The sequence below is a fragment of the Streptomyces sp. NBC_00306 genome (assembly GCF_036169555.1).
Classification (GTDB): domain Bacteria; phylum Actinomycetota; class Actinomycetes; order Streptomycetales; family Streptomycetaceae; genus Streptomyces; species Streptomyces achmelvichensis.
The window spans coordinates 3,619,485-3,645,067 of the sequence record NZ_CP108032.1 but is presented as its reverse complement, the minus strand read 5'-3'; the positions used below and the strand labels follow the sequence as shown (position 1 = coordinate 3,645,067).

The following is a 25,583-nucleotide window of genomic DNA, read 5'->3' as shown; positions in this document are numbered from 1 at the left end:
GAGCGGCCGCCGGACCGGCCCGTTTCGCGGCGGTGTGACGGGAGTGACGGGGGCATGCTGAGAGACATGGCGGAACAGCGACAGACGGGGCCGGACCGGCAGCCGGACGGCAGCTCTGCCCGGGTGCGGGAGGCGCACTCCGGGTCCGCGGACACCCGCACGACGGCCGGCGCGACGGGCGAGCTGGCGCGGGCCCTCGGGCGGGACATGCGCGGCGAGGTGGACTTCTCCGCCGCCGGCAGAGCCCTGATGACCATGGACGCCTCCAATTACCGGCGGGTACCGGTCGGCGTCGTCGCACCCCGGGACGCCGACGACGTGGCCGCCGCACTCGCGGTCTGCCGGCAGTACGAGGTGCCCGTCGTGCCGCGCGGCGCGGGTACGTCGATTGCCGGGCAGGCCACCGGCATCGGCGTCGTGCTCGACTTCACCCGCCACATGCGGGCCGTGCTCGACGTGGACGCCGAGGCCCGCACGGCGGTCGTCCAGCCCGGCGTCGTGCTGGACACCCTCCGCGACGCCGTACGCCCCCTCGGCCTCACCTTCGGCCCCGACCCCTCCACCCACGCCCGCTGCACGATCGGCGGGATGATCGGCAACAACTCCTGCGGCGCGCACTCGGTGGCCTGGGGCACGACCGCCGACAACGTGCACGGCCTCTCCGTGACCACCTACGACGGCGCCGCACTGCGCCTCGGCCGTGGCTGGGACTCCGGCGCCCCCGCCGGCCTGCGCGAACTCGTCGACGGCCATCTCGCCCTGCTGCGCACCGGGTTCACGGACGGGCTGCCCCGCCGGATCTCCGGCTACGCGCTGGACGCGCTGCTGCCCGAGAAGGGCGTCGACCTGACCCGCGCGTTCTGCGGCAGCGAGGGCACGCTCGGCGTGCTGACGGAGGCGACCGTACGGCTCGTCGACGCGCCCCGGGCCCGGGCCCTCGCGGTGCTCGGCTACCCCGACGAGAGCGCGGCGGCCGAGGCGGCCTCCGGGCTCCTTCCGCTCCGCCCGCTGACCGTCGAGGGCATGGCCGAGGACCTGGTGCCCCCCGGCCACGGGCTGCCGCGCGGCGGCGCGTGGCTGTTCGTGGAGACCGGCGGGGACACCGCGGCCGAGGCACGGGCCGGCGCCGAGGCCGTGCTCCGCGCGGCCGACGCGTTGGACGGCACGGTGGTCGACGACCCGGCCGGCATGCGCGCCCTGTGGCGGGTGCGCGAGGACGCGGCCGGCACGGCGACCCGCACCCCCGACGGCACGGAGGCCTGGCCCGGCTGGGAGGACTGCGCGGTGCCGCCCGCCCGGCTGGGCGCCTATCTGCGCGACTTCCGGGCGCTGCTGGCGGCGCACGGCCTGCGCGGCACGCCGTACGGGCACTTCGGCGACGGCTGCATCCACGTCCGTATCGACTTCGACCTGCTGAGCGAGCCGGGTGTGCGGGCCTTCCGCCGATTCTCCGAGGAGGTCGCCGAACTCGTCGTCGCCCACGGCGGCTCGCTGTCGGGCGAACACGGCGACGGCCAGGCGCGCGCGGAGCTGCTGCCGAAGATGTACGGGGACGAACTGGTCGGCCTCTTCGGCCGGTTCAAGGACCTGTGGGACCCGGCCGGCGGCATGAACCCCGGCATGCTGGCCCGCCCCGACCGCCTCGACGCCAACCTCCGCTTCGCCGTGCTCCCCCGGGAGAGGATCGACGTGGCCTTCGGCTACCCGCACGACGGCGGCGACTTCGCCGGCGCGGTGCGGCGGTGCGTGGGCGTCGCCAAGTGCCGTACGACATCGGCCGCTTCGGGCGGCGGAGTGATGTGCCCGTCCTTCCGCGCCACCGGCGAGGAGGCGCACTCCACCCGCGGCCGGGCCCGGCTGCTGCACGAGATGCTGGCGGGCGAGATCGTGCGGGACGGCTGGCGTTCCCCCGAGGTGCGGGACGCGCTCGACCTGTGCCTGTCGTGCAAGGGGTGCCGCAGCGACTGCCCGGTGGGCGTCGACATGGCCACGTACAAGGCGGAGTTCCTGCATCACCACTACGCGGGGCGCCGCCGGCCCGCGTCCCACTACGCCATGGGCCGGCTGCCCGAGTGGCTGCGTGCGGCGGCCCCCTTCGCCCGGCTCGTCAACGCTGCGGCCCGGGTCCGGCCGCTGGCGTCCGTCGCCAAGCGGCTGGGCGGCATCGCGCCCGAACGGGACATCCCGCGGCTGGCCCCGGAGACGTTCCGCACCTGGCTGGCCGGGCATCTGCGAGGCCGTACGGAGGTTCTCGCGACAAGCCGTACGGCCGTGCTGTGGCCGGACACGTTCACCGACCACCTCTCCCCGGAGGTCGGCCGGGCCGCGGTACGGGTCATGGAGTCCGCGGGCCTGGGCCTCGTCGTGCCGCCCGGCCGGGTCTGCTGCGGCCTCACCTACGTCTCCACCGGCCAGCTCGACCGCGCCCGCACGGTGATGCGCCGCACCCTGGACACCGTGGAGCCGCTGCTCGACCTGGGCGCCCCCGTGGTCGTCCTGGAGCCGAGCTGCGGGGCGGCGCTGCGGACGGACCTCCCCGAACTCCTGCCGGACGACCCCCGCGCGGCGCGCCTCGCCGCATCGGTCCGCACCTTCGCCCAGGCGCTGGAGGAGTGCGCCCCGGACTGGACACCGCCGCGCCTGGATCGCCCGGTGGCCGGCCAGACGCACTGCCACCAGCACGCGGTCCTCGGCGATGACGCGGAACGCCGGCTGCGTGAACGCGCGGGTCTGGAAGGGGAGCTGAGCGGCGGCTGCTGCGGACTGGCCGGCAACTTCGGCTTCGAGCGCGGCCACTACGAGGTGTCGGTGGCCTGCGCGGAGGACCAGCTCCTCCCGGCGGTCCGCACGGCGGGCCCGGACGCGGAACTCCTCGCGGACGGCTTCTCCTGCCGTACGCAGCTGGCCCAGCTGGAGGGCCACCGCGCACGGCACCTCGCGGAGGTGCTCGCGGAGGCCCTGCCGGACGACCTCAGTCGAGAGTGAGCTCCTCGATCCGCGCGGGCTCCACGGTGAAGTCACTGTGCCGCGCCCAGTGCGCCCGCACCCGGACATACGTGATCCCGGGCCACCCGAGCCGCTCCCGCCCCTCCGGATACGCCGTGAAGTAGGCAGCCTTCAGGCGCTCCAGCTCGGGCCCCTCGGGAAAGTCGGCGAGCCCTTCGATCTGCACGGTCACGGCCTCGTCCCACCCGATGACGAGGGCGATACGGGGGTCGGCGAGGAGGTTGCGGTACTTGCGGGTGGTGTTGACGGTGTCGAAGACGATCTCCAACTGATCGCTGACACCGAAACCGACGACGGCGGCTTGCGGTCTGCCGCCGGGCCCGACGGAGGCTTCGACGGCGAGCTTGTGTCGGCGGAGGAACCAGAGGAGTTCGTCGCGGGTCATGTGCAGTCTGTACCACGGGGGGTGGGCGGAGGGGGGTGCGCGCGGGGGTGTGTCTTGTGTCCTCACCGCCGGACGGGCGGGGGTGGCCGCGTGTGCGTTGCGGCGTTCCGCTTTCGTCGCGGGGCACGCCCTGCGGTCGTGTCCTCACCGCCGGACGGGCTGGTGGCTGCAGATTCAGCCTCGCCGGCGTTTGAGGTGCGGGGTTCGGGGCGGAGCCCTGACCGGTGGCTGCGGGTTTCGTTGCGGCGGCACGCCCTGCGGTCGTGTCCTCAATCGCCGGACGGGCTGGGTTTGCGGGACGCGTTGTCCGGCTCGGCCCGGACGGGCTGGTGGTCGCACATTCAGCCTCGCCGGCGTTTGAGGCGCGAGGTTCGGGGCGGAGCCCCGACAAGTGGCTGGCGGCTTTCGTTGCGGCGGCACCCCCTGCGGCCGTGTCCTCGATCGCCGGACAGCCTCGAGACGCCGGGCACCTTGTCCGGCTCAGCGGGGCTCGGGGCCGAGCCCCGACCAGTGGTCCGCACCCGCGGTCATGTCAGCTCGCGCGCCAGCGCCAGCAGTTCCCGCAGCGCCGGGTGCGGGGACGACGCGCGCCAGGCCAGCATGACGCGGGCCGGGGGCGCGTCCGTCAGGGGGCGGTACGTCACCCCCGGGTGCGGATGCATCGCCGCGGTCGACGCCACCGACACCCCCGCCCCCCTCCCCGCCGCGATCGCCGTCAGCCAGTCGTCCGTGTTCGCGACCGTCACCGTCGTCCCCGGCCGGGACTCCGGCGGCCACAGGTCCAGCGTCGTCAGACCCGAGACCGTGTTGAGGATCATCGGGGCGTCCGTCAGCTCCGCCAACGTCAGGGACGGGCGCGCCGCCAGCGGGCCGTCCGAGGTGACCGCGGCCACCCGGGACTCGGTGAACAGCAGCTCGGTGACCAGGCCAGGTGTGTCCACCGGGCCCCGCAGGACCGCCGCGTCCACCTCGCCGCGGACCAGCCCGGCGGTGCGGTCGTCGATCCGCAAGAGCTCCAGCGGGGTCTCGGGGTGCTCCCGTTCCCAGCGGCGCAGCAGCGGGGTGGTGTACGGCCCGAGGGCGGACCAGGCGTGCCCCAGCCGCAGCGGTCGGCGCCGCAGCCTGCCGGTGTCCAGTGCCTCGTCGAAGGCGGCGACCGCCGCGGCCGCCTTGTCGCGGAAGACCCGCCCCTCGGGGGTGAGCGCGAGATGGTGCGTGGAGCGGTCCACCAGCCGTGTGCCGAGCTGTTTCTCGAGCGCGGCCAGGGCGCGCGAGACGGCGGGCTGGGTGAGGTGCAGCCGGACCGCGGCCCTGGTCACGCTGGACTCCTCGGCGATGGCGAGGAAGCAGCGGAGATGGCGCATCTCGATGCTCATGCGCGTGGAGCATAACGGCAGCACAGTCGGCATTTCACGCGGCGGCGGAGGAGTCGTAGCGTGGGGAGGGCCGCAGCAGGCCGGGGGTGAGGCGCCACGGCCCGGCCGATCAGGGAGGTTCCGGTGGACGAAGCGCGCACCACTGTCGTCGTCACCGAACCGGAGGCCGCGGCCGCCCTCGACGGCAGCGCGGCCCGCTCGGCACGGGACGCCGGCCGCGGCGGCCGCACCCTCGGCCCGGTCGCCCTCGTCGTCGCCGGTGCGCTGTCCGTCCAGTTCGGTGCCGCCGTCGCGGTGATGCTGATGCCGCGCGCCGGGGCACTCGGCGTGGTCACCCTGCGGCTCGTGCTCGCCGCCGTCGTCCTGCTCGTCGTGTGCCGCCCGAAGCTGCGCGGCCACTCGCGTGCCGACTGGGGCACGGTGGTGGCGTTCGGCGCGGCCATGGGCGCCATGAACATCCTCTTCTACCAGGCCGCCGACCGGATTCCGCTGGGTGCGGCCGTGACCTTCGAGGTCCTCGGTCCGCTGGCGCTGTCGGTGATCGTGTCGCGGCGGATGATCAATCTGGTCTGGGCGGGGCTTGCTCTGGGCGGTGTGGTGCTGCTCAGTGGCGGCGGCTTCGACCGGCTCGATCCCGTCGGCGCGCTGTTCGCGCTGGGCGCGGGCGCGATGTGGGCCGCGTACATCGTCTTCAGCGCCCGTACCGGACGCCGTTTCCCGCAGGCGGACGGACTGGCGCTGGCGATGGCCGTCGGTGCTCTCCTGAGTCTGCCGCTGGGCATCGCGGAGGCCGGGTCGAAACTGATCGTGCCGTCGACTCTCGCGTTCGGGCTCGCCGTCGCGCTGATGTCGTCCGTTCTCCCGTACACGCTGGAGCTGTTGGCGCTGCGACGGCTGCCCGCACCGACGTTCGCGGTCCTGATGAGCCTGGAGCCGGCGATCGCCGCGACGGCCGGCTTCCTCGTCCTGCACCAGGGCCTGTCCCTGATCGACGCGATGGCAATCGCGCTGGTCATCGGGGCGAGCATGGGTGCGGTGCGGACCCAGGTGGCGAAACAGCCCCAGTAGGCCGGGCAGTCGGGAGCGCCCTGCCGCCCGGCCCTCAGCAGCCGGGTTCCACCCGACCCCCGCAGCTGGGTTCCACCCGACCCCAGCACGCCGGGCCGACCACGGCCGTGACACGGCGGCAGATCCCCGCAGAAATCAAAGCAAGCACGCTTGATTGTTTCTCTGCGCGCTGCCATGCTCCGGGCACACACCGTCGTGTCCCGAGGGAGCGCCACCGTGTCCGACCCGACCGTCGTCCTGGACGATCTGCGCAGCGAGAGCGATGAACTCGACCGGCTCGTCGGGGGGTTGAGCGCCGACGACTGGGCGCGGCCCACGCCCGCGCCGCGCTGGAGCATCGCCCACCAGATCGCGCACCTCGCCTGGACCGATGCCGCGGCCCTGCTGGCCGTCACCGACGCCGAGGCCTTCGCCGTCGAGACGGAGAAGGCGTTCGCCGCGCCGTACTCCTTCGTCGACGAGGGCGCCGAGCAGGGAGCCGCGCAGCCGCCCGCCGAGCTGCTCGCCCGCTGGCGCGAGGGGCGCGAGCAGTTGCAGACGGCCCTGCGCGCGGCGCCGGCCGGCAGTCGCTTCCCCTGGTACGGGCCGCCCATGAGCGTCGCCTCCACGGCGACCGGGCGGCTGATGGAGACCTGGGCGCACGGACAGGACATCGCCGACGCGCTCGGAGCCGTACGCGAGCCGACCGACCGACTGCGCCACGTCGCGTACATCGGCGTCCGTGCCCGCGACTATGCCTTCGGCGTCCGCTCGCTGACCCCGCCCACGGCGCCCATCCGCGTGGAACTCACCGCGCCCGGCGGTGCGGTGTGGACGTACGGACCGGCGGACGCGGAGCAGAAGGTCAGCGGGCCGGCGCTCGACTTCTGCCTGCTCGTCACCCAACGGGCCCACCGCGCCGACCTCGCCGTGCGGGCCGAGGGCGACGACGCCGACCGGTGGCTCGACATCGCCCAGGCCTTCGCGGGACCGGCGGGATTGGGCCGTGCCCCCAAGGAGGCCCGGTGACCGCCTCGGGCGCCGGCGACGTCCTGCGTATCGGGAACGCGTCCGGCTTCTACGGCGACCGCTTCGACGCCGTGCGCGAGATGCTGACCGACGGGCCCCTCGATGTCCTGACCGGCGACTATCTCGCCGAGCTGACCATGCTCATCCTCGGCCGCGACCGTCTGAAGGACCCCTCTCTCGGCTACGCCAAGACCTTCCTCAAGCAGCTGGAGGAGAGCCTCGGCCTCGCCCACGAACGTGGTGTCAAAATCGTCGCCAATGCGGGCGGGCTCAACCCGGCCGGGCTGGCGGACGCCGTCCGCGCCCTCGCCGAGCGTGTCGGCGTGCCCGTGAAGGTCGCCCATGTCGAGGGCGACGATCTGCTCGGCCGCGGCTGGGGCCCGCAGGTGCTCACCGCCAACGCCTATCTCGGCGGCGCGGGTATCGCCGCCTGTCTGCGCGCCGGCGCGGACGTCGTCGTCACCGGCAGGGTCACCGACGCGGCGCTTGTCACCGGCCCGGCGGCCGCCCACTTCGGCTGGGGCCCCGACGATCTCGACGCGCTCGCGGGCGCCGTCGTCGCCGGCCATGTGCTGGAGTGCGGCACCCAGGCCACCGGCGGCAACTACGCCTTCTTCGCCGGTCACGACGCCCGTGTGCTGCGCCGCCCCGGCTTCCCCCTCGCCGAGATCCACGCCGACGGCACGTCCGTCATCACCAAGCACGAGGGCACCGGCGGCCTCGTCGACGTCGGCACCGTCACGGCCCAACTGCTGTACGAGACGGGAGGCGCGCGCTACGCGGGCCCCGACGTCACCGCCCGTCTCGACACCGTACGGCTGGAACAGCAGGGCCCGGACCGGGTGCGGATCTCGGGCGTACGCGGCGAGGCCCCGCCGCCCACCCTCAAGGTCGGGCTCAACCGCATCGGCGGCTGGCGCAACGAGGTCGTGTTCGTACTGACGGGGCTCGACATCGAGGCCAAGGCCCAGTTGGTGCGGGACCAGTTGGAGGACGCGTTCGGCAAGCACCGGCCGGCCGAGGTGCGCTGGGAACTCGCCCGCACCGAGCGGCCCGACGGCGACACCGAGGAGCGTGCGAGCGCCTATCTGCGACTCGTCGTGCGGGACAGCGACCCCGATAAGGTCGGCCGCGCCGTCAGCGGAGCCGCGATCGAACTCGCGCTGGGCAGCTACCCGGGCTTCCATGTGACGGCCCCGCCCGGAAAGGGCGCTCCGTACGGAGTGTTCGACGCGGAGCACGTGGACGCGGCCTCCGTCCCGCACATCGCCGTACTGCCCGACGGGCGGCGCTGCGAGATCCCGCCGGCCGCCCTCCCCGCCGACACCGAGCCGTTCGACCCGGCGGCGGACCCCGCAGGAGAGCCCGCGGCAGACCCCGCCACCGAACCCGCCGCCGCGCTGCCCGAACCGCTGCCCGACGGCCCCCGCCGCGCAGCGCCCCTCGGCCTCGTCGCCGGTGCGCGCAGCGGCGACAAGGGCGGCGACGCCAACGTCGGGGTGTGGGCCCGCACCGACGACGCCTGGCGCTGGCTCGCCCACGAACTGACCGTGGACCGCTTCCGGGCCCTGCTCCCCGAGACCGCCGACCTCACCGTCGTACGCCACGTCCTGCCGCGGCTGCGCGCCCTCAACTTCACGGTCGAGGGCATCCTCGGCGAGGGCGTGGCGGCGCAGGCCCGCTTCGACCCCCAGGGCAAGGCGCTCGGCGAGTGGCTGCGCTCCCGGTACATGGACATCCCGGAGGTACTGCTGTGACCGTGCTCTCCTCGGCCGTCGACCCGGCGGCCCCCGAGTTCGCGGCCCGCCGCGAGGCCATGCTCGGGCGGCTAGCCGACCTGGACGCCGAGCATGCGAAGGCACTGGCGGGCGGCGGGGAGAAGTACGTCGCCCGGCACCGCTCCCGCGGCAAACTGCTGGCGCGGGAGCGGATCGAGCTGCTGCTGGACCCCGACACACCGTTCCTGGAGCTGTCCCCGCTCGCCGCGTGGGGGAGCGACTACCCGGTGGGCGCGTCCACGGTGACCGGCATCGGGGTGGTGGAAGGCGTCGAGTGCCTGATCACCGCGAACGACCCGACCGTACGCGGCGGGGCCTCCAACCCGTGGACGCTGAAGAAGATCCTGCGGGCGAACGAGATCGCGTACGCCAACCGGCTGCCGTGCATCTCGCTGGTCGAGTCCGGCGGCGCGGACCTGCCCTCGCAGAAGGAGATCTTCATCCCGGGCGGGGCGATCTTCCGCGATCTGACCCGGCTGTCGGCGGCCGGCATTCCGACGATCGCGGTGGTGTTCGGCAACTCGACGGCGGGCGGCGCGTACGTCCCCGGCATGTCCGACCACACCGTGATGATCAAGGAACGGTCCAAGGTGTTCCTCGGCGGTCCGCCGCTGGTGAAGATGGCCACGGGTGAGGAGAGCGACGACGAGTCGCTCGGCGGCGCGGAGATGCACGCCCGCACCTCGGGCCTCGCGGACTACTTCGCGGTCGACGAACCGGACGCGCTGCGCCAGGCCCGCAGGATCGTGGCACGGCTCAACTGGCGCAAGGCGCAGCCCGATCCGGGTCCGACCGAGCTTCCCCTGGCCTCCGGCATGGGGGACCCCAAGTACGCCGAGGAGGAGCTGCTCGGGATCGTGCCCGAGGATCTGAAGACGCCCTTCGACCCCCGCGAGGTCGTCGCGCGGATCGTGGACGGCTCCGACTTCGACGAGTTCAAGCCGCTGTACGGGCCGAGCCTGGTGACCGGCTGGGCGTCCCTGCACGGCTATCCCGTGGGGATTCTCGCCAACGCGCAGGGCGTGCTGTTCAGCGCCGAGTCGCAGAAGGCGGCGCAGTTCATCCAGCTCGCCAACCAGCGTGACGTACCGCTGGTGTTCCTGCACAACACCACCGGCTACATGGTCGGCAAGGAGTACGAGCAGGGCGGCATCATCAAGCACGGCGCCATGATGATCAACGCGGTGTCGAACTCGAAGGTCCCGCATCTGTCCGTGCTGATGGGCGCCTCCTACGGCGCCGGGCACTACGGCATGTGCGGCCGGGCCTACGACCCGCGCTTCCTCTTCGCCTGGCCGAGCGCCAAGTCCGCGGTCATGGGCCCCCAGCAGCTCGCCGGTGTGCTCTCCATCGTGGCGCGCGCCTCCGCGGCGGCGAAGGGACAGCCGTACGACGACGAGGCCGACGCCGGACTGCGCGCGATGGTCGAGCAGCAGATCGAGGCGGAGTCGCTGCCGATGTTCCTGTCGGGACGGCTGTACGACGACGGGGTGATCGACCCCCGCGACACCCGCACGGTGCTGGGTCTGTGCCTGTCCGCGATCCACACGGCCCCCGTCGAAGGCGCGCGCGGCGGCTTCGGCGTCTTCCGGATGTGAGGGCTTGACGATGATCTCCACTGTCCTGGTCGCCAACCGCGGCGAGATCGCCTGCCGGGTCTTCCGGACCTGCCGTGAACTCGGCATCGCGACGGTCGCCGTGTACTCCGACGCGGACGCCTCCGCCCTGCACGTACGGGAGGCGGACGCCGCCGTACGGCTCCCCGGGGCCGCCCCCGGCGACACCTACCTGCGCGGCGACCTGATCGTGAAGACGGCGCTCGCCGCGGGCGCCGACGCGGTGCACCCGGGGTACGGATTCCTGTCCGAGAACGCCGCGTTCGCGCAGGAGGTGGCGGACGCGGGACTCGTGTGGATCGGGCCGCCGCCGGCCGCGATCGAGGCGATGGCGTCGAAGACCCGGGCCAAGGAGCTGATGGGCCTCGCGCCCCTGGGCGAGGTCACCGAGGCCGATCTGCCGGTCCTGGTGAAGGCGGCGGCGGGCGGTGGCGGCCGCGGTATGCGGATCGTGCGCTCGCTGGACGCCCTCGCCGGGGAACTGGAGGCGGCACGCGCCGAGGCGCTGAGCGCTTTCGGCGACGGCGAGGTCTTCGTCGAACCGTACGTCGAGGCGGGCCGCCATGTGGAGGTCCAGATCCTCGCCGACACGCACGGCACCGTCTGGGCCCTCGGCACCCGGGACTGCTCACTCCAGCGCCGCCATCAGAAGGTGATCGAGGAGTCCCCGGCACCGGGACTCGCGCCCGCTCTGGTGGCCTCGCTCCACGAGGCGTCGGTGACCGCGGCGCGCGCCGTGGGATATGTGGGCGCCGGCACGGTGGAGTTCCTCGTCTCCCCGGCGGGCACCGCCCACTTCCTGGAGATGAACACCCGCCTCCAGGTCGAACACCCGGTCACGGAGGCGGTGTTCGGCATCGACCTCGTCGGCCTCCAGATCCGGGTGGCGGAGGGCGAGGCACTGCCCGCGGACCCGCCGGCCGCGAACGGCCACGCCGTGGAGGCCCGGCTGTACGCGGAGGACCCGGCCCGCGGCTGGGCGCCGCAGACCGGCACCCTGCGGCGGCTCGACGTGGACCCCGGGGTCCGTCTGGACACCGGGTACGCCGACGGCGACACCGTCGGCGTCCACTACGACCCCATGATCGCCAAGGTCATCGCCTGGGCGCCCACCCGGCAGCAGGCCGTCCGCCGGCTCGCGCACGCCCTGCGCCGGGCGCGGGTGCACGGCCCGGTCACCAACCGGGAGCTGCTCGTACGCTCCCTGGAACACCCGGACTTCGCGTCCGGACAGCTCGACACCGGGTTCTACGACCGGCATCTCGACGCCCTCACCCGGCCCGCGCTCGACGCCGCCGTCGCCGCCGTCGCCGCATCGCTCGCGGACGCCGCCGCACGAGGGGGCCGCTTCGGCGGCGCCTGGCGCAACCTTCCGGCGCAGGCACAGACCAAGACCTGGACGGACCGGTCCGGCGGCGAGCACGAGGTCCGCTACCGGCCCGCCCGCGGGGGCGGTTACACCGTCGAGGACATGCCGGGGCTGCGCGTCCTCGACACCGCTCCCGGACGCGTCGTCCTGGAGACGGACGGCGTCGTCCGCGCCTGGGACGTCACCGCGTACGGAGCCACCGTGCACGTCGAGGGCCCGGCCGGGTCCCACACGCTGACCGCGCGGCCCCGTTTCCCCGACCCCGAGGACCGCACCGAACCCGGCTCGCTGCTCGCCCCGATGCCCGGAACCGTCGTCCGCCTCGCCGAGGGCATCGGCGAGGGCTCATGGGTCGACAAGGGGCAGCCGCTCATCTGGCTGGAGGCCATGAAGATGGAGCACCGCATCGTCTCGCCCGCCTCCGGCACGCTCACCGCGCTCCACGCCGTCACCGGCCGCCAGGTCGAGGTCGGCGCCCTGCTCGCCGTCGTCGACGAAGCGCCGGCGGAAGCCACCCAGGAGGTCACCGCGTCATGAACGTAGAAAGCCAGGAGCACAAGGACCTGCGTGCCGCCGTCGCCGCGCTCGGGAAGCGGCACGGCCGCGGATACGACCGCGAACAGCTGTGGGCGGAGGCCGCCAAGCTCGGCTACCTCGGGGTGAACCTGCCCGAGGAGTACGGCGGCGGGGGCGGTGGCATGGCCGAACTCTCCATCGTGCTGGAGGAGTTGGGGGCAGCGGGCTGTCCGCTGCTGATGATGGTCGTCTCGCCCGCGATCTGCGGCACCGTGATCGCCCGCTTCGGCACCGAGGAGCAGAAGCGCACCTGGCTGCCCGGCCTCGCGGACGGCAGCCTCACGATGGCCTTCGGCATCACCGAGCCGGACGCCGGGTCCAACTCGCACCGGATCACGACCACCGCGCACCGGACCGAGGACGGCTGGTCCCTCACCGGGCGCAAGGTCTTCATCTCGGGTGTCGACATCGCCGACGCGACGCTGATCGTGGGGCGGACCGAGGACGCGCGGACCGGCAGCCTCAAGCCGTGCCTGTTCATCGTCCCCCGGGACGCCGACGGCTTCCGGCGCTCGCAGATCGACATGGAACTCCAGGCGCACGAGAAGCAGTTCGAGCTGGTCCTCGACGACGTGCGGTTGCCGCACGAAGCGCTCGTGGGCGAGGAGGACGCCGGACTGCTCCAGCTGTTCGCCGGTCTCAACCCCGAGCGCATCATGACCGCCGCGTTCGCCATCGGCATGGGCCGGTACGCGCTCGCCACGGCCCTCTCCTACGCCAAGGACCGCCAGGTCTGGAAGGCCCCCATCGGCGCCCACCAGGCCATCGCCCACCCCCTGGCCGCCTCCCACATCGAACTGGAACTGGCCCGGCTGATGATGCAGAAGGCCGCCGCCCTCTACGACGCCGGGGACGACCTCGGCGCGGGCGAGGCCGCCAACATGGCCAAGTACGCGGCGGGGGAGGCCTGTGTGAAGGCGGTCGACCAGTCCGTCCACACGCTCGGCGGCAACGGCCTGACCCGGGAGTACGGCCTCGCCTCGCTGGTCACGGCCTCCCGCGTGGCCAGGATCGCCCCGGTCAGCCGCGAGATGATCCTCAATTACGTATCCCACCAGTCCCTGGGTCTCCCCAAGTCGTACTGACAGAGGCGATTCTGGCCGTCCACACAGCGAGGGGGCCGACCATGCCGGTAACCGTGTTCAGCAGTGAGTACGCAGACGTCCCTGCCGTCAGCGAGCCGATCCACGACGCGGTGCTCCACCGGGCCGCCGAGTTCGGGGACACGATCGCGCTGATCGACGGGGTGAACGGCACCACCGTCACCTACACCCAGCTCGACCTCTTCCACCGCCGGATCGCCGCCGCACTCGCCGAGGCGGGGCTGCGCAAGGGCGACGTCCTCGCCCTGCACAGCCCCAACACGGTCGCGTACCCCGCGGTCTTCTACGGGGCCACCCGCGCCGGCGCGTCCGTCACGACCGTCCATCCGCTCGCCACCGCGGAGGAGTTCGCCAAGCAGCTGCGGGACTCCTCCGCCCGCTGGATCTTCACCGTCTCACCGCTGCTCGAAGTCGCCCGCAGGGCCGCCGAACTGGCCGCCGGCATCGAGGAGATCTTCGTCTGCGACCGGGCCGACGGGCACACCAGCATGCTCGACATGATCGTCTCGGACGCGCCCGACACCGAGGTCGTCATCGACCCCGCCGAGGACGTGGCCGCCCTGCCGTACTCCTCCGGCACCACTGGCATCCCCAAGGGGGTGATGCTCACCCACCGCTCCATCGCGACCAACCTGGCGCAGCTCTCCCCGCTCATCCCGATGAACCCGGGCGAACGCATCCTCGCCGTGCTGCCGTTCTTCCACATCTACGGCCTCACCGCGCTGATGAACGCGCCGCTGCGGCAGGGCTCCACCGTCGTCGTCCTGCCCCGCTTCGAGCTGGACACCTTCCTCGCGGCGATCGAGAAGCACCGCATCACCGCGCTGTACGTCGCTCCGCCGGTTGTCCTCGCACTCGCCAAGCACCCGGCGGTCGCCCAGTACGACCTGTCGTCGCTGGAGTACATCATCTGCTCCGCGGCGCCCCTGGACGCCGAGCTGGCCGCCGCCTGCTCCAAACGGCTCGGCCTGCCGCCCATCGGCCAGGCGTACGGCATGACCGAGCTGTCGCCCGGCACCCATGTCGTCCCCCTCGGCGCCGAGAACCCGCCGCCCGGCACCGTCGGCAAGCTCATCCCCTCCACCGAACTGCGGCTCGTCTCCCTCGACGACCCGGGCAAGGACGTCGGACCGGGCGAGGAGGGCGAGGTCGCGATCCGCGGACCGCAGGTGATGAAGGGCTACCTCGGCCGCCCCGAGGCCACCGCGGCGATGATCGACGAGGAGGGCTGGCTGCGCACCGGCGACATCGGACGCGTCGACGAGGACGGCTGGCTGTTCGTCGTCGACCGCGTGAAGGAGCTGATCAAGTACAAGGGCTTCCAGGTCCCGCCCGCGGAGCTGGAGGCGCTGCTGCTCGGTCACGAGGGGATCGCCGACGCGGCGGTCATCGGGGTGTACGACACTGACGGGAACGAGATCCCGAAGGCGTACGTCGTACGGCAGCCGGGCGCCGAGGAGCTGACGGAGGACGACATCATCGCCTTCGTCGCCGAGCGCGTCGCCCCCTACAAGAAGATCCGCCGTGTCTCGTTCATCGGCGGGGTCCCGCGTGCCGCCTCGGGGAAGATTCTCCGGCGTGAACTGAGGGACCGGGAAAGGGAGAACACGTGACGCTGGTCGCCATCGCGCACGAGCGCGGCATCACCACCCTGACGCTGGACTCGCCCGCGAACCGCAACGCCCTGTCGGCGCGGCTCGTCGGCGACCTGGCGCAGGCGCTGGCCGACTGTGCCAAGGACGACGCCGTACGCGCGGTGGTGCTCACCCACACCGGGAGCACCTTCAGCGCGGGCGCCGATCTCAAGGCCCCGCCCAACCCGTACACCTTCGTCGACCTGCTGCGGCAGATCGTCACCCTGCCCAAACCGGTCGTGGCCCGGGTGAGCGGGAAGACCCGCGCCGGCGGGCTCGGGGTGCTCGGCGCCTGCGACATGGCGGTGGCCTCCAGCGACTCGGACTTCGCGTTCACCGAGGTCCGTATCGGGGTCGCGCCGGCCGTGATCTCGCTGCCGCTGCTGCCGCGTCTGGACCCGCGGGCCGCCGAGCGCTACTACCTGACCGGGGAGCGCTTCGACGCGGCGGAGGCGGCCCGTATCGGACTGCTGACGCTCGCCGCCGACGATGTGGACGAGGGACTCGCGCCGCTTCTCGGCGGGCTGCGCAAGGCCTCCCCGCAGGGGCTGGCCGCGTCGAAACGGCTGGTCACCGCGCGGGTGCTGGACGCGTTCGAGCGGGATGCGGAGGATCTGGTGCAGCGCTCGGCGTCCCTGTTCGCGTCGGCCGAGGCCCGGGAGGGCATGACCGCCTTCATCGAACGCCGGGATCCCGTATGGGAGCTGTAGCCACGTCGAAGGCCCCCAAGCAGGACCGCAGCCGGGCCACCCGGCAGCGCCTGCTGGAGGCCGCCGTCGCCTGCCTGGCCGAGCACGGCTGGGCAGGCTCCACGGTCTCCGTGGTCGCCGAGCGCGCGGGCGTCTCCCGGGGTGCGGCGCAGCATCACTTCCCGACCCGCGAGGACCTGTTCACGGCCGCCGTGGAGTACGTCGCCGAGGAACGGTCCTCGGCCCTGCGCTCGCTGCCGGGCCAGGACCGCGCGGCGGTCGTCGAGGCCCTCGTCGGCCTCTACACGGGGCCGCTGTTCCGTGCCGCGCTGCATCTGTGGGTCGCCGCGTCCAACGAGGAACAGCTGCGCCCGCGGGTCACCGAACTGGAGGCCAGGGTCGGGCGCGAGACCCACCGCATCGCGGTCCAGCTCCTGGGTGTGGACGAGTCGCGGCCCGGCGTGCGCGAGACCGTCCAGGGCCTGCTCGACATGGCCCGCGGCCTGGGGCTGGCGAACCTGCTCACCGACGACACCGCCCGCAGGAAACGGGTCGTCGCGCAGTGGGCCGCCCTGCTGGACGAGACGCTGGGCTGACGGGGCCGCGCACCACCGGCGGCGGTGTGACCCGCGCCACAGGACGTTCGGGGCCCGCGCAGTATCCTGGGCCCATGCTTCTGCTGGTACGACGCCGTCACGTGGACTACGTCCGCGTCACGAGCATGGGCTGTCGGCGCTCCGTCTGACCTCGGGCCCGTCCCTGCGACAGGCCGCCCATCCCGTTCGCCCCGGCGCACCCGCGGCCCCGCCACCACCCCCGGCGGCCCCGTGGGATCCCGTACACCCCGCGGAAGCACTCATGTCCTCTCTTCAGCTCCCCGTCATCGACCTCTCCGCCGCCGACCGCGGCCCCCAGGCCCGCGCGCTGCTGCACGCCCAGCTGCACAGCGCCGCCCATGACGTCGGCTTCTTCCAGCTCACCGGTCACGGCGTCACCGAGGCCGAGACGGCCGCGCTCAACAGCACCATGCGCGCCTTCTTCGCCCTGCCCGAGGCCGACCGGCTCGCCATCGACAACGTCAACTCGCCGCACTTCCGCGGCTACACGCGCATCGGCGACGAACGCACCGGCGGCAGCCAGGACTGGCGCGACCAGCTCGACATCGGCGCCGAGCGGCCCGCCCGCGTCCCCGCGCCCGGCGAGCCCGGGTACTGGTGGCTGGAGGGCCCCAACCAGTGGCCCGCCGCCCTGCCGCAGCTGCGCACCGCGGCGCTCGGCTGGATCGACCGGCTGAGCGCGGTGGCCGAGCGGCTGCTGCACGAGTTGCTCGTCTCCATCGGCGCCCCGGCGGACTTCTACGACCACCTCTTCGGCGACCGCGCCCACATCCACCTCAAGCTGGTGCGCTACCCCGGCAGTCCGGCGGACGGGGGCGGCCAGGGCGTCGGCGCGCACAAGGACTACGGCTTTCTGACCCTGCTCCACCAGGACAGCGTCGGCGGCCTCCAGGTCGAGCGCGAGGACGGCGTGTTCCACGACGTACCGCCCCTGCCGGGGGCCTTCGTGGTCAACCTCGGCGAGCTCCTCGAAGTCGCGACCGACGGCTATCTGAAGGCCACCCACCACCGGGTGGTGAGCCCGCCCGGCGCCACCGAGCGGTACTCCGTGCCGTTCTTCTACAACCCGCGCCTGGACGCCCGTGTCGAGCCGCTCGCCTTCCCGTACGCGGCGCACGCCCCCGGCGTCACGGCGGACCCCGCGAACCCGCTGTTCGCGGAGTACGGAAAGAACGAGCTCAAGGGCAAGCTGCGCGCCCACCCGCTGGTCGCCGCACGGCACCATGCGGAACTGCTGGAGCCGGCGGCCTGACCGCGGGACGGGGATCGAACGGGCGGACGCGCAGGGGGATCAGCGGGCGATGTCGTCGTAGCCCGTGATCTCCTGCGGGCCGCGCGTGCCCGGGCCCACGTACCGGGCCGAGGGACGGACCAGCCGGCCCGTGCGCTTCTGCTCCAGGATGTGCGCCGACCAGCCCGCGGTGCGCGCGCACGTGAACATCGAGGTGAACATGTGCGCCGGAACCTCGGCGAAGTCCAGCATGATCGCCGCCCAGAACTCCACGTTCGTCGCCAGGACCCGGTCCGGGCGACGGTTGTGCAGCTCCTCCAGCGCGGCCTTCTCCAGGGCCTCCGCGACCTCGAAGCGCGGCGCGTCCAGCTCCTTGGCCGTACGCCGCAGGACGCGGGCGCGCGGGTCCTCGGCCCGGTAGACCCGGTGGCCGAAGCCCATCAGCCGCTCGCCGTTGTCGAGGGTCCGTTTGACGTACGCCGTCGCGTCGCCCGTCCGCTCGATCTCCTCGATCATGCCGAGCACACGGGAGGGCGCACCGCCGTGCAGCGGCCCGGACATCGCGCCGACCGCGCCCGACAGCGCCGCCGCGACGTCGGCGCCGGTGGAGGCGATGACACGGGCGGTGAAGGTGGAGGCGTTCATGCCGTGCTCGGCGGCCGAGGTCCAGTAGGCGTCGACGGCCTTCACATGCCGCGGGTCCGGCTCACCGCGCCAGCGGATCATGAACCGCTCGACGACGGTCTGTGCCTTGTCGATCTCGCGCTGCGGCACCATCGGCAGGCCCTGGCCACGGGCACTCTGTGCCACGTAGGACAGCGCCATGACGGCGGCCCGGGCGAGATCCTCGCGGGCCTGTTCCGCGTCGATGTCGAGCAGCGGCCGCAGCCCCCACACGGGCGCCAGCATCGCCAGCGCCGACTGGACGTCGACGCGGATGTCGCCGGAGTGGACCGGGATGGGGAACGGCTCGGCGGCCGGCAGCCCCGGGTTGAACGCCCCGTCGACCAGCAGGCCCCACACATTGCCGAACGAGACCTGGCCGACCAGGTCCTCGATGTCGACGCCGCGGTAGCGGAGCGAGCCGCCCTCCTTGTCGGGTTCGGCGATCTCCGTCTCGAACGCGACGACTCCTTCGAGTCCTGGTACGAAGTCGGACATCAGGCGGCTCCTCGGGATGCGTACGGCGGGTGCGGGTCGGCCGGTGCGTGATCGTGGACCGGTCACCCTGGTGATGCCCCGGGCGACGGGCGGTCACCCCAACGCCGGGGAGGCAGGCACGATATCCCCTGCTGTCGGGGAGCCACAGTGGCCCGAGGCAAGATTTTGGCGGGTCCGGACGATGCGGGGAAGCGTGACATCCGGCACACTCCCGCCTCCCCGGTGCCACTCCCGTGTCGAATCCCCTGTCAGGATCCCCGGCACTGGGTGCCGGGGAGAAGCGGGCGCTGCGGCAGGATGAGCCCGTGACCGACGACGCCGCCCCGAACCCCGCCCTGATGCGCGAGCACTACCGCTCCACGCCGCTGCTGGAGACGGACCTCGCGCCCACGCCCATGGAGCAGTTCGCGCGCTGGTTCGCGCAGGCCGCGTCCGCCGGACTGCACGAGCCGAACGCCATGGTCGTGTCCACCGCCACCCCCGACGGCCGTCCGTCGTCGCGCACGGTGCTGCTGAAGCAGTACGACTCCCGGGGCTTCGTCTTCTACACCAACTACGGCTCCCGCAAGGGCCGCGAGATCGACGCCAACGCGTATGTCTCGGTGCTCTTCCCCTGGCATCCCATCGCCCGCCAGGTCGTCGTCACGGGCACCGCCACCCGGATCGGCCGGGAGGAGACGGTGGCGTACTTCCGCACCCGCCCGCACGGCTCGCAGCTCGGTGCCTGGGCCAGCGCCCAGTCCTCGGTGATCGCCTCGCGCGAGGAGCTGATCCGTACGTACGAGGAACTGGCCGCCCGCCACCCGGAGGGCGAGCAGGTGCCCGCCCCGCCGGAGTGGGGCGGCTACCGGGTCGAGCCGCAGGCGGTGGAGTTCTGGCAGGGGCACGCGAACCGGCTGCACGACCGGCTGCGATTCACCTCCCGCGACGGCGGATGGGACATCGAGCGGCTGTCACCCTGACAGGGCGGACGCCTCCCGCAGGGCGGTCGTCACCGCGGCCGGGATGTCGGTCACCGGGTACTGCACATGCCGCACGGTGCGCTCCCGGTCCAGCACCAGCACCGCCCGCTTCAGCCGCAGGCCCTGTCCGGCGCGGAACGTCGGCAGCCGCAGCGCGGCCGACAGCCGGCTGTCCATGTCGGAGAGCAGCGGGAACGGCAGCTCCTCGGCGGCGGCGAAGACGCGCTGCTCGTCGGGCCGCTGCGTGCTGACCCCGCGCACCGCGACCCCCGCCGCGGTGAAGTCCGCGTACGCGTCGCGGAACAGCCGGTTCTCCAGCGTGCAGCCGACCGCGCCCGGGATGGTGTCCCAGTCGTCCGGCAGCGGACCCGGTCGGCCGGTCGCGGGGTAGCAGAACAGCACGGTGGCCGCCGAGCGGCCGTCCACCGGGTCCAGGTCCCCGCCGCTGTGCACGGGCAGGGTGAAGCGCGCCAGCCGCTCGCCCACCAGCTCGTGCACCCGCTGCGCCTCGGCGCTGTGCTCGTCCGCGGTGCCGGTCAGCGTGCCGTCCCCGAGCAGCCAGCGGTCGGCCCAGTCCTGCATGGACACGAGCACGGGCAGCAGCGCGCGGCCGGTCTCGGTGAGCCGGTACTCGTACCGGACGGGTCCGTGCTGGTACGGGACCTTCTCCAGGACCTTGCTGTCGACGAGGTGGTTCAGCCGCTCGGTGAGCACCTTCCGGGAGATCTCCAGCTCGCGCTGGAGAGCGTCGAACCGGTGTCTGCCACGGGCCGTCTCCCGGACGATCAGCAGACTCCACCAGTCGCCGACCACGGCGGCGGCCTGGGCGACGGCACACGAGGCGTCGCGCTCGGGCACGGCTCTGGGCATGGCACGGACTCCTTCACGGGGCAGGCGGCCATCTTCACGCGGGGGAGAGGGTTCCGTACAGGAACTCAGCGGGTCCGGCCCGCGGCGGCTCCTACCGGGTACGGGGCCGCCGGCGCGTCCGCGTCGCCGGGAATCAGCCGCACCGGGCCCGGACATGCAGAAACCCGCGGGCTCTGGTTCCTCCTGACGGAGGAGCCGGCCGGATGTACCGGCGAGCCCGCGGGTCGGTGACTGCTTGGGATTGCGGCAGGAGGCCTGCCGTCTGTGCACATCGTGCGACAACGGGCCTCTAGCCCGCAGTCACCTCACGCATCCGAAACGAAACCACTTCCGGATCACCTCCTTTCATCGTGTGCCCCACACCTTAGGAACCGGCAGGCGGCGGCTCAAGCCATTTAATGAGGGCCCTTCCGGGAACGGCCCGAACCCGGGATATCTTGATGTCGAGCAATGTTGCAGACGTGGAGCGGAGCACCCGGTGACTGACTCGACCATCATCTATACGCACACCGACGAGGCGCCGGCCCTGGCGACGTACTCGTTCCTGCCGGTGATCGAGGTCTATGCCTCGACGGCCGGGGTCACTGTGGAGAGCCGTGACATCTCCCTGGCCGGGCGCATCATCTCCGGATTCCCGGAGTTCCTCGAGGAGGGCCAGCGCATCGACGACGCGCTCGCCGAGCTGGGTGAACTGGCGAAGACCCCCGGGGCCAACATCATCAAGCTGCCGAACATCTCGGCCTCGATCCCGCAGCTGAAGGCGGCCGTCGCCGAGCTCCAGGAGCAGGGCTACGCGCTTCCGGACTACCCGGACGACCCGAAGACCGACGCGGAGAAGGACATCCGCGCCCGGTACGACAAGGTCAAGGGCAGCGCCGTGAACCCGGTCCTGCGCGAGGGCAACTCCGACCGCCGCGCCCCCGCGTCGGTCAAGAACTACGCCAAGGCGCACCCGCACCGCATGGGCGCGTGGACCCCCGAGTCGAAGACGAACGTCGCGCACATGACGGCCGACGACTTCCGCTCCACCGAGAAGTCCGTCGTCGTTCCCGAGGACGGGTCGCTGCGCATCGAGCTGTCCGGCGACGACGGCAGCACCACCGTGCTGCGCGAGTCGGTACCCGTACTCGCCGGTGAGGTCGTGGACGCCTCCGTCCTGCGCGTCGGTGCGCTGCGTGAGTTCCTCACCGCGCAGATCGCCCGCGCCAAGGCCGAGGGCGTGCTGTTCTCCGTGCACCTCAAAGCCACGATGATGAAGGTCTCCGACCCGATCGTCTTCGGCCACGTCGTACGCGCCTTCTTCCCGAAGACGTTCGCCGAGCACGGCGCCGCGCTCGCCGCGGCCGGCCTGAGCCCGAACGACGGGCTCGGCGGCATCCTCAAGGGCCTGGAGTCGCTGCCCGACGGCGCGAAGATCAAGGAGTCCTTCGAGGCGGAGATCGCCGAGGGCCCCGAGCTCGCGATGGTCGACTCCGATCGCGGCATCACCAACCTGCACGTCCCGAGCGACGTCATCGTCGACGCCTCCATGCCGGCGATGATCCGCACCTCGGGCCACATGTGGGGCCCGGACGGCCAGGAGGCCGACACCCTCGCGGTCATCCCCGACAGCAGCTACGCCGGCATCTACCAGGTCGTCATCGACGACTGCCGTGCGAACGGCGCGTACGACCCGTCCACGATGGGCTCGGTGCCGAACGTCGGCCTCATGGCCCAGAAGGCCGAGGAGTACGGCAGCCACGACAAGACCTTCGAGATCGCCACCACGGGCACCGTGCGGGTCGTCGACGGCAGCGGCAACGCCGTGCTGGAGCAGGCGGTGAGCGCCGGCGACATCTTCCGGATGTGCCAGACCAAGGACGCGCCGATCCGGGACTGGGTCAAGCTCGCCGTCACCCGCGCCCGGGCGACCGGCGACCCGGCCGTGTTCTGGCTGGACGCGGGCCGCGCGCACGACGCCAACCTGATCGCCAAGGTCGAGCAGTACCTCCCGGAGCACGACACCGAGGGCCTGCAGATCGAGATCAAGTCGCCCGTCGACGCGATCGCCTTCTCGCTCGACCGGATCCGCCGCGGCGAGAACACCATCTCCGTCACCGGCAACGTCCTGCGCGACTACCTGACGGACCTCTTCCCGATCCTGGAGCTCGGCACCAGCGCGAAGATGCTTTCTGTCGTCCCGCTGATGAACGGCGGCGGCCTCTTCGAGACCGGCGCGGGCGGCTCCGCGCCCAAGCACGTCCAGCAGCTGGTCAAGGAGAACTACCTGCGCTGGGACAGCCTGGGCGAGTTCCTCGCGCTCGCGGTCAGCTTCGAGCACCTCGCGCAGACCACCGACAACGCGCGTGCCCAGATCCTGGCGGACACCCTGGACCGCGCCACGGCGACGTTCCTGGAGCAGGACAAGTCGCCGAGCCGCAAGCTCGGTGGCATCGACAACCGCGGCAGCCACTTCTACCTCGCGCTGTACTGGGCGCAGGAGCTGGCCGGCCAGAGCGACGACGTCAAGCTCGCCGAGGCCTTCACCTCGCTCGCCGAGACGCTGGCCGCGCAGGAGCAGACCATCGTCGACGAGCTCATCGCGGTGCAGGGCAAGCCGGCCGACATCGGCGGCTACTACCAGCCCGACCCGGCGAAGGCCGCGGCCGTCATGCGGGCGTCCGCGACGCTGAACCAGGCGCTCGCGACCCTGGGCTGACACCTCCGCGACACCGTTCCGCCCCGGCCGGCATCCGCCCGGCCGGGGCGGTTTCGTTGCCGGCCGCTGCTCCGCCCCGTTGTCGGCCGTCCGGCCGGCACCCGGCGTCCGCATTTCCGGCAGGCAACGATTTACCCGAACAGCGTGTGTCGTGAGTCACGTTCGAGTTGAATGATCTGACGTGCATCAGCTCGCGCGGACGCGTCCTGCAGGGGGTACAGGATGAGTGCTTCGAAGAGTGAGGCCGCCAACGCGCTCGGGCCCGACGAGCCGGAGCGTGCCGGTACGGGGCCCGAGCCTGTCGCGGTGCCCGGTTCGGAACTGCTCGCCGCACTCCTGGACGGGATGGACGCCGCGCTCTGCGCCTTCGACGCGAACGCCACCATCACGCACTGGAACCGCGAGGCGGAACGGATCCTCGGCTGGTCGGCGGAGGAGGCCGTAGGACGCCGCGGCTTCGCCGGCTGGGCGGTGCGGACGGCCGACGCCGGAGAGGTCCAGGGCCGGCTCATGGCCGCGATGGACGCGCCGGGCCGGCAGGTCCACGAGTTCGCCCTGCTGCGCAAGGACGGCGGCCGGGTGCTCGTACGGACCCAGTCGGCGCGGGTGCTCGGCGCCGACGGCGCTCCCGCCGGGGTGTACTGCGCGTTCAGCGAGGTCCATGCGCAGATCGACCTGGAGCGTTCGATCGCGCTGAGCGAGGCGCTGTTCGAGGACGCGTCCTGGGGTGTCGTCCTGGTGGACGTGGACCTGCGGCCGACCGTCGTCAACGGCTACGCCGCACGTGCCCTCGGCGCCGGGCGGACCTCACCGCTCGGCCGGCCGCTGGGCGAACTGGTCCTCCAGGGCGTGGAGCAGCTGGAGGGCGCGCTCCACCATGTGCTGGCGGAGGGCGCGGCCCGCGGCCTCAGCGAGGTGTGGGTGACCCTGCCCGCCGGCGAGACCGAACGCCGCCGGTGCTGGCGCAGCGGCTTCCTGCGGCTGGCCTCGCCGCTCGCGGAGGAACCGGTACCGCTGGGCGTGGGCTGGCTGTTCCAGGACGTGACGGAGGCGAAGCTGGCGGAACAGGACGCGGACCGCCTCCGCTTCCGCTCGAGCCAGCTGCACCGCGCGGGCCGGGCCGCCGCGGAGTGCGAGGACCCGATGGAGGCGGCGACGGCGTATCTGGACTTCGCGCTCGCCGGGTTCGCCGACCATGCGCTGATCGACCTGATGGAGCCGGACGGCCGCCGTCTGGTCCGTACGGCGTCCACACCGTCGGGCGCGCCCGGACCGTGCGTCCCGGTGGCGGGCGGCGGCATCCCGGTCCGCTATCCGCACGGCCACCCGGCGCTCCAGGCGGCCGACCGCAACGGCTCGGTCCGCGCGAGTGCCCCGGCCTCCGCGTCCGCGAACTGGTCGACGGACCGCCAGTGGCCGCGCGACATGGTCCACGCCCTGTGCTCGGTCCTGCGCAGCCGGGGCCGCACGCTGGGCGTGGTGACGTTCCTGCGCGGGCCCAGCCGCCCGGCCTTCGAACGCCCGGACGCCGTCTATGCGGAGAGCATGTCGGTCCTGACCGCAGCCGCGCTCGACCTGGCCTCGACGACGGACGGAGACAAGCCGGAGCACTGAGGCACCGGCCCGCCTCACCGGGTGGGCCCGGTCCGGACGAAGGCCGAGCAGACTCGTCCTAGTGCCGGAAGAAGATCCGGTCGCCGTACTCCGTCATCACCCGGCCGTTCCACTCGTGGCCGCCGTCCACGTTCCCCGACCGCAGCAGCGGCGGTTCGATCCCCTTTTCGACCAGCCGTTCCGCGGCCGCCGCCATCGTCGCCTGCATCAGCGCGCTGGTGACCACCGTCGACGCGGGGGCGAACGGCGCCTCGATGCCCTCGTGGGTGAGCTCCGCGTCCCCGACGGCGATCTTGGAGTCGAGAACGATGTCGCAGTGGTCCTTGAGGAAGGTGTCCGAGGAGTGCCGCGACCTGGTCTCCTCCGCGTACGCGACCGAGGTCACGCCGATGACGGTGAGCCCGAGCGCCCGCGCGTTCATCGCCATCTCGACGGGCAGCGCGTTGCGGCCGGACAGGGAGATGATCACGAGGACGTCGCCCGACCGGGCCGGGCTGGAGTCGAGCACGGCACCCGCGAGACCGTCCACGCGCTCCAGGGCGGAGCCGAGCGTCGCCGGCATGACGTCGACACCGACGACTCCGGGCACGGCCAGCAGGTTCATCAGGGCGAATCCGCCGGCGCGGTAGACGACGTCCTGCGCGGCCAGCGACGAGTGCCCGGCGCCGAAGGCGAACAGCCGGCCCCCGGCGGCGACGGCGTCGGCGATCGCCTCGCCCGAGGCCGCGATGTTCTCCGCCTCCTCGTCCCGTACGCGCTGCAGCAGACCGATCGCGGCGTCGAAGAACTGACCGGCCAGCTTGCTCTCGCTCATCGCCGAGC

19 protein-coding genes are annotated in these 25,583 nt (G+C 72.7%); 14 read left to right on the top strand and 5 right to left on the bottom strand.

The features are described from left to right. Positions 1 to 207: 207 nt before the first annotated feature. Positions 208 to 2,985, top strand: coding sequence for an FAD-binding and (Fe-S)-binding domain-containing protein (locus OHA05_RS16080; RefSeq protein WP_328863406.1), 2,778 nt, complete (start codon positions 208 to 210; stop codon positions 2,983 to 2,985). On the opposite strand, the gene OHA05_RS16075 is transcribed toward OHA05_RS16080, so the two are convergent. Both OHA05_RS16075 and OHA05_RS16070 read right to left on the bottom strand, forming a co-directional pair. Further along, positions 2,972 to 3,391, bottom strand: a complete 420-nt coding sequence (locus tag OHA05_RS16075; RefSeq protein ID WP_313945674.1) for a pyridoxamine 5'-phosphate oxidase family protein — start codon at positions 3,389 to 3,391, stop codon at positions 2,972 to 2,974. The two genes, OHA05_RS16080 and OHA05_RS16075, sit on opposite strands and share 14 nt — an antisense overlap. A 527-nt stretch (positions 3,392 to 3,918) precedes the next feature. After that, positions 3,919 to 4,767, bottom strand: a complete 849-nt coding sequence (locus tag OHA05_RS16070; protein WP_328860993.1) for a LysR family transcriptional regulator — start codon at positions 4,765 to 4,767, stop codon at positions 3,919 to 3,921. 123 nt (positions 4,768 to 4,890) lie between these two features. Here OHA05_RS16070 and OHA05_RS16065 point away from each other — a divergent pair, with 123 nt between their 5' ends. The 10 genes from OHA05_RS16065 to OHA05_RS16020 all read left to right on the top strand — a co-directional run bounded on the left by OHA05_RS16065 (position 4,891) and on the right by OHA05_RS16020 (position 17,477). Beyond that, positions 4,891 to 5,835, top strand: a complete 945-nt coding sequence (locus tag OHA05_RS16065; RefSeq protein ID WP_328860992.1) for an EamA family transporter — start codon at positions 4,891 to 4,893, stop codon at positions 5,833 to 5,835. Positions 5,836 to 6,051: 216 nt separating this feature from the next. After that, complete coding sequence (locus tag OHA05_RS16060; protein WP_328860991.1) at positions 6,052 to 6,843, top strand: TIGR03084 family metal-binding protein; 792 nt, start codon at positions 6,052 to 6,054, stop codon at positions 6,841 to 6,843. Next, positions 6,840 to 8,600, top strand: coding sequence for an acyclic terpene utilization AtuA family protein (locus tag OHA05_RS16055; protein WP_328860990.1), 1,761 nt, complete (start codon positions 6,840 to 6,842; stop codon positions 8,598 to 8,600). Before OHA05_RS16060 ends, OHA05_RS16055 begins: the two co-directional genes overlap by 4 nt. After that, positions 8,597 to 10,219 carry an acyl-CoA carboxylase subunit beta gene (locus OHA05_RS16050; protein WP_328860989.1) on the top strand — a complete coding sequence of 541 codons (1,623 nt, stop codon included), beginning with the start codon at positions 8,597 to 8,599 and terminating at the stop codon, positions 10,217 to 10,219. The genes OHA05_RS16055 and OHA05_RS16050 overlap by 4 nt, the downstream gene beginning before the upstream one ends. Before the next feature lie 10 nt (positions 10,220 to 10,229). Further along, positions 10,230 to 12,143 carry an acetyl/propionyl/methylcrotonyl-CoA carboxylase subunit alpha gene (locus OHA05_RS16045; protein WP_328860988.1) on the top strand — a complete coding sequence of 638 codons (1,914 nt, stop codon included), beginning with the start codon at positions 10,230 to 10,232 and terminating at the stop codon, positions 12,141 to 12,143. Then, positions 12,140 to 13,267, top strand: a complete 1,128-nt coding sequence (locus tag OHA05_RS16040; RefSeq protein WP_328860987.1) for an acyl-CoA dehydrogenase family protein — start codon at positions 12,140 to 12,142, stop codon at positions 13,265 to 13,267. The genes OHA05_RS16045 and OHA05_RS16040 overlap by 4 nt, the downstream gene beginning before the upstream one ends. Before the next feature lie 41 nt (positions 13,268 to 13,308). Then, on the top strand, positions 13,309 to 14,898 hold the full coding sequence (locus OHA05_RS16035) for a 4-coumarate--CoA ligase family protein (RefSeq protein ID WP_313945682.1): 1,590 nt from the start codon (positions 13,309 to 13,311) through the stop codon (positions 14,896 to 14,898). After that, positions 14,895 to 15,629 (top strand): enoyl-CoA hydratase family protein, encoded by a 735-nt coding sequence (locus OHA05_RS16030; RefSeq protein WP_328860986.1) that lies wholly within the window; start codon positions 14,895 to 14,897, stop codon positions 15,627 to 15,629. Before OHA05_RS16035 ends, OHA05_RS16030 begins: the two co-directional genes overlap by 4 nt. Beyond that, the gene (locus OHA05_RS16025) at positions 15,617 to 16,204 is read left to right on the top strand and encodes a TetR/AcrR family transcriptional regulator (RefSeq protein WP_327683029.1); all 588 of its coding nucleotides are present in this window, start codon (positions 15,617 to 15,619) and stop codon (positions 16,202 to 16,204) included. Before OHA05_RS16030 ends, OHA05_RS16025 begins: the two co-directional genes overlap by 13 nt. A 262-nt stretch (positions 16,205 to 16,466) precedes the next feature. Next, positions 16,467 to 17,477 (top strand): isopenicillin N synthase family dioxygenase, encoded by a 1,011-nt coding sequence (locus OHA05_RS16020; RefSeq protein ID WP_328860985.1) that lies wholly within the window; start codon positions 16,467 to 16,469, stop codon positions 17,475 to 17,477. Positions 17,478 to 17,516: 39 nt separating this feature from the next. On the opposite strand, the gene OHA05_RS16015 is transcribed toward OHA05_RS16020, so the two are convergent. After that, a complete protein-coding gene (locus OHA05_RS16015; protein WP_313945686.1) occupies positions 17,517 to 18,617 on the bottom strand; it encodes a citrate synthase 2 in 1,101 nt (366 codons plus the stop codon). Between the two features lie 338 nt (positions 18,618 to 18,955). Between OHA05_RS16015 and pdxH the strand changes: the two genes are divergently transcribed. After that, the gene (gene pdxH / locus OHA05_RS16010; RefSeq protein WP_328863405.1) at positions 18,956 to 19,579 is read left to right on the top strand and encodes a pyridoxamine 5'-phosphate oxidase; all 624 of its coding nucleotides are present in this window, start codon (positions 18,956 to 18,958) and stop codon (positions 19,577 to 19,579) included. Here pdxH and OHA05_RS16005 read toward each other — a convergent pair. Next, the gene (locus OHA05_RS16005; protein ID WP_328860984.1) at positions 19,571 to 20,449 is read right to left on the bottom strand and encodes a winged helix-turn-helix transcriptional regulator; all 879 of its coding nucleotides are present in this window, start codon (positions 20,447 to 20,449) and stop codon (positions 19,571 to 19,573) included. The two genes, pdxH and OHA05_RS16005, sit on opposite strands and share 9 nt — an antisense overlap. A 478-nt stretch (positions 20,450 to 20,927) precedes the next feature. Between OHA05_RS16005 and OHA05_RS16000 the strand changes: the two genes are divergently transcribed. Continuing rightward, positions 20,928 to 23,147, top strand: a complete 2,220-nt coding sequence (locus tag OHA05_RS16000) for an NADP-dependent isocitrate dehydrogenase (protein ID WP_328860983.1) — start codon at positions 20,928 to 20,930, stop codon at positions 23,145 to 23,147. A gap of 222 nt (positions 23,148 to 23,369) precedes the next feature. Beyond that, on the top strand, positions 23,370 to 24,761 hold the full coding sequence (locus tag OHA05_RS15995; protein ID WP_313945690.1) for a PAS domain-containing protein: 1,392 nt from the start codon (positions 23,370 to 23,372) through the stop codon (positions 24,759 to 24,761). 58 nt (positions 24,762 to 24,819) lie between these two features. On the opposite strand, the gene OHA05_RS15990 is transcribed toward OHA05_RS15995, so the two are convergent. Next, positions 24,820 to 25,575, bottom strand: coding sequence for an SIS domain-containing protein (locus tag OHA05_RS15990; RefSeq protein WP_313945691.1), 756 nt, complete (start codon positions 25,573 to 25,575; stop codon positions 24,820 to 24,822). Positions 25,576 to 25,583 lie beyond the last annotated feature (8 nt).

Excerpts from the sequence above, each read along its gene's own strand:
- OHA05_RS16080 (WP_328863406.1), top strand. The coding sequence starts at position 208 with ATGCGCGGCGAGGTGGACTTCTCCGCCGCCGGCAGAGCCCTGATGACC.
- OHA05_RS16075 (WP_313945674.1), bottom strand. The coding sequence starts at position 3,391 with ATGACCCGCGACGAACTCCTCTGGTTCCTCCGCCGACACAAGCTCGCC.
- OHA05_RS16070 (WP_328860993.1), bottom strand. The coding sequence starts at position 4,767 with ATGAGCATCGAGATGCGCCATCTCCGCTGCTTCCTCGCCATCGCCGAG.
- OHA05_RS16045 (WP_328860988.1), top strand. The coding sequence starts at position 10,230 with ATGATCTCCACTGTCCTGGTCGCCAACCGCGGCGAGATCGCCTGCCGG.
- OHA05_RS16040 (WP_328860987.1), top strand. The coding sequence starts at position 12,140 with ATGAACGTAGAAAGCCAGGAGCACAAGGACCTGCGTGCCGCCGTCGCC.
- OHA05_RS16035 (WP_313945682.1), top strand. The coding sequence starts at position 13,309 with ATGCCGGTAACCGTGTTCAGCAGTGAGTACGCAGACGTCCCTGCCGTC.
- OHA05_RS16025 (WP_327683029.1), top strand. The coding sequence starts at position 15,617 with ATGGGAGCTGTAGCCACGTCGAAGGCCCCCAAGCAGGACCGCAGCCGG.
- OHA05_RS16020 (WP_328860985.1), top strand. The coding sequence starts at position 16,467 with ATGTCCTCTCTTCAGCTCCCCGTCATCGACCTCTCCGCCGCCGACCGC.
- OHA05_RS16015 (WP_313945686.1), bottom strand. The coding sequence starts at position 18,617 with ATGTCCGACTTCGTACCAGGACTCGAAGGAGTCGTCGCGTTCGAGACG.
- pdxH (WP_328863405.1), top strand. The coding sequence starts at position 18,956 with ATGCGCGAGCACTACCGCTCCACGCCGCTGCTGGAGACGGACCTCGCG.
- OHA05_RS16005 (WP_328860984.1), bottom strand. The coding sequence starts at position 20,449 with ATGCCCAGAGCCGTGCCCGAGCGCGACGCCTCGTGTGCCGTCGCCCAG.
- OHA05_RS15995 (WP_313945690.1), top strand. The coding sequence starts at position 23,370 with ATGAGTGCTTCGAAGAGTGAGGCCGCCAACGCGCTCGGGCCCGACGAG.
- OHA05_RS15990 (WP_313945691.1), bottom strand. The coding sequence starts at position 25,575 with ATGAGCGAGAGCAAGCTGGCCGGTCAGTTCTTCGACGCCGCGATCGGT.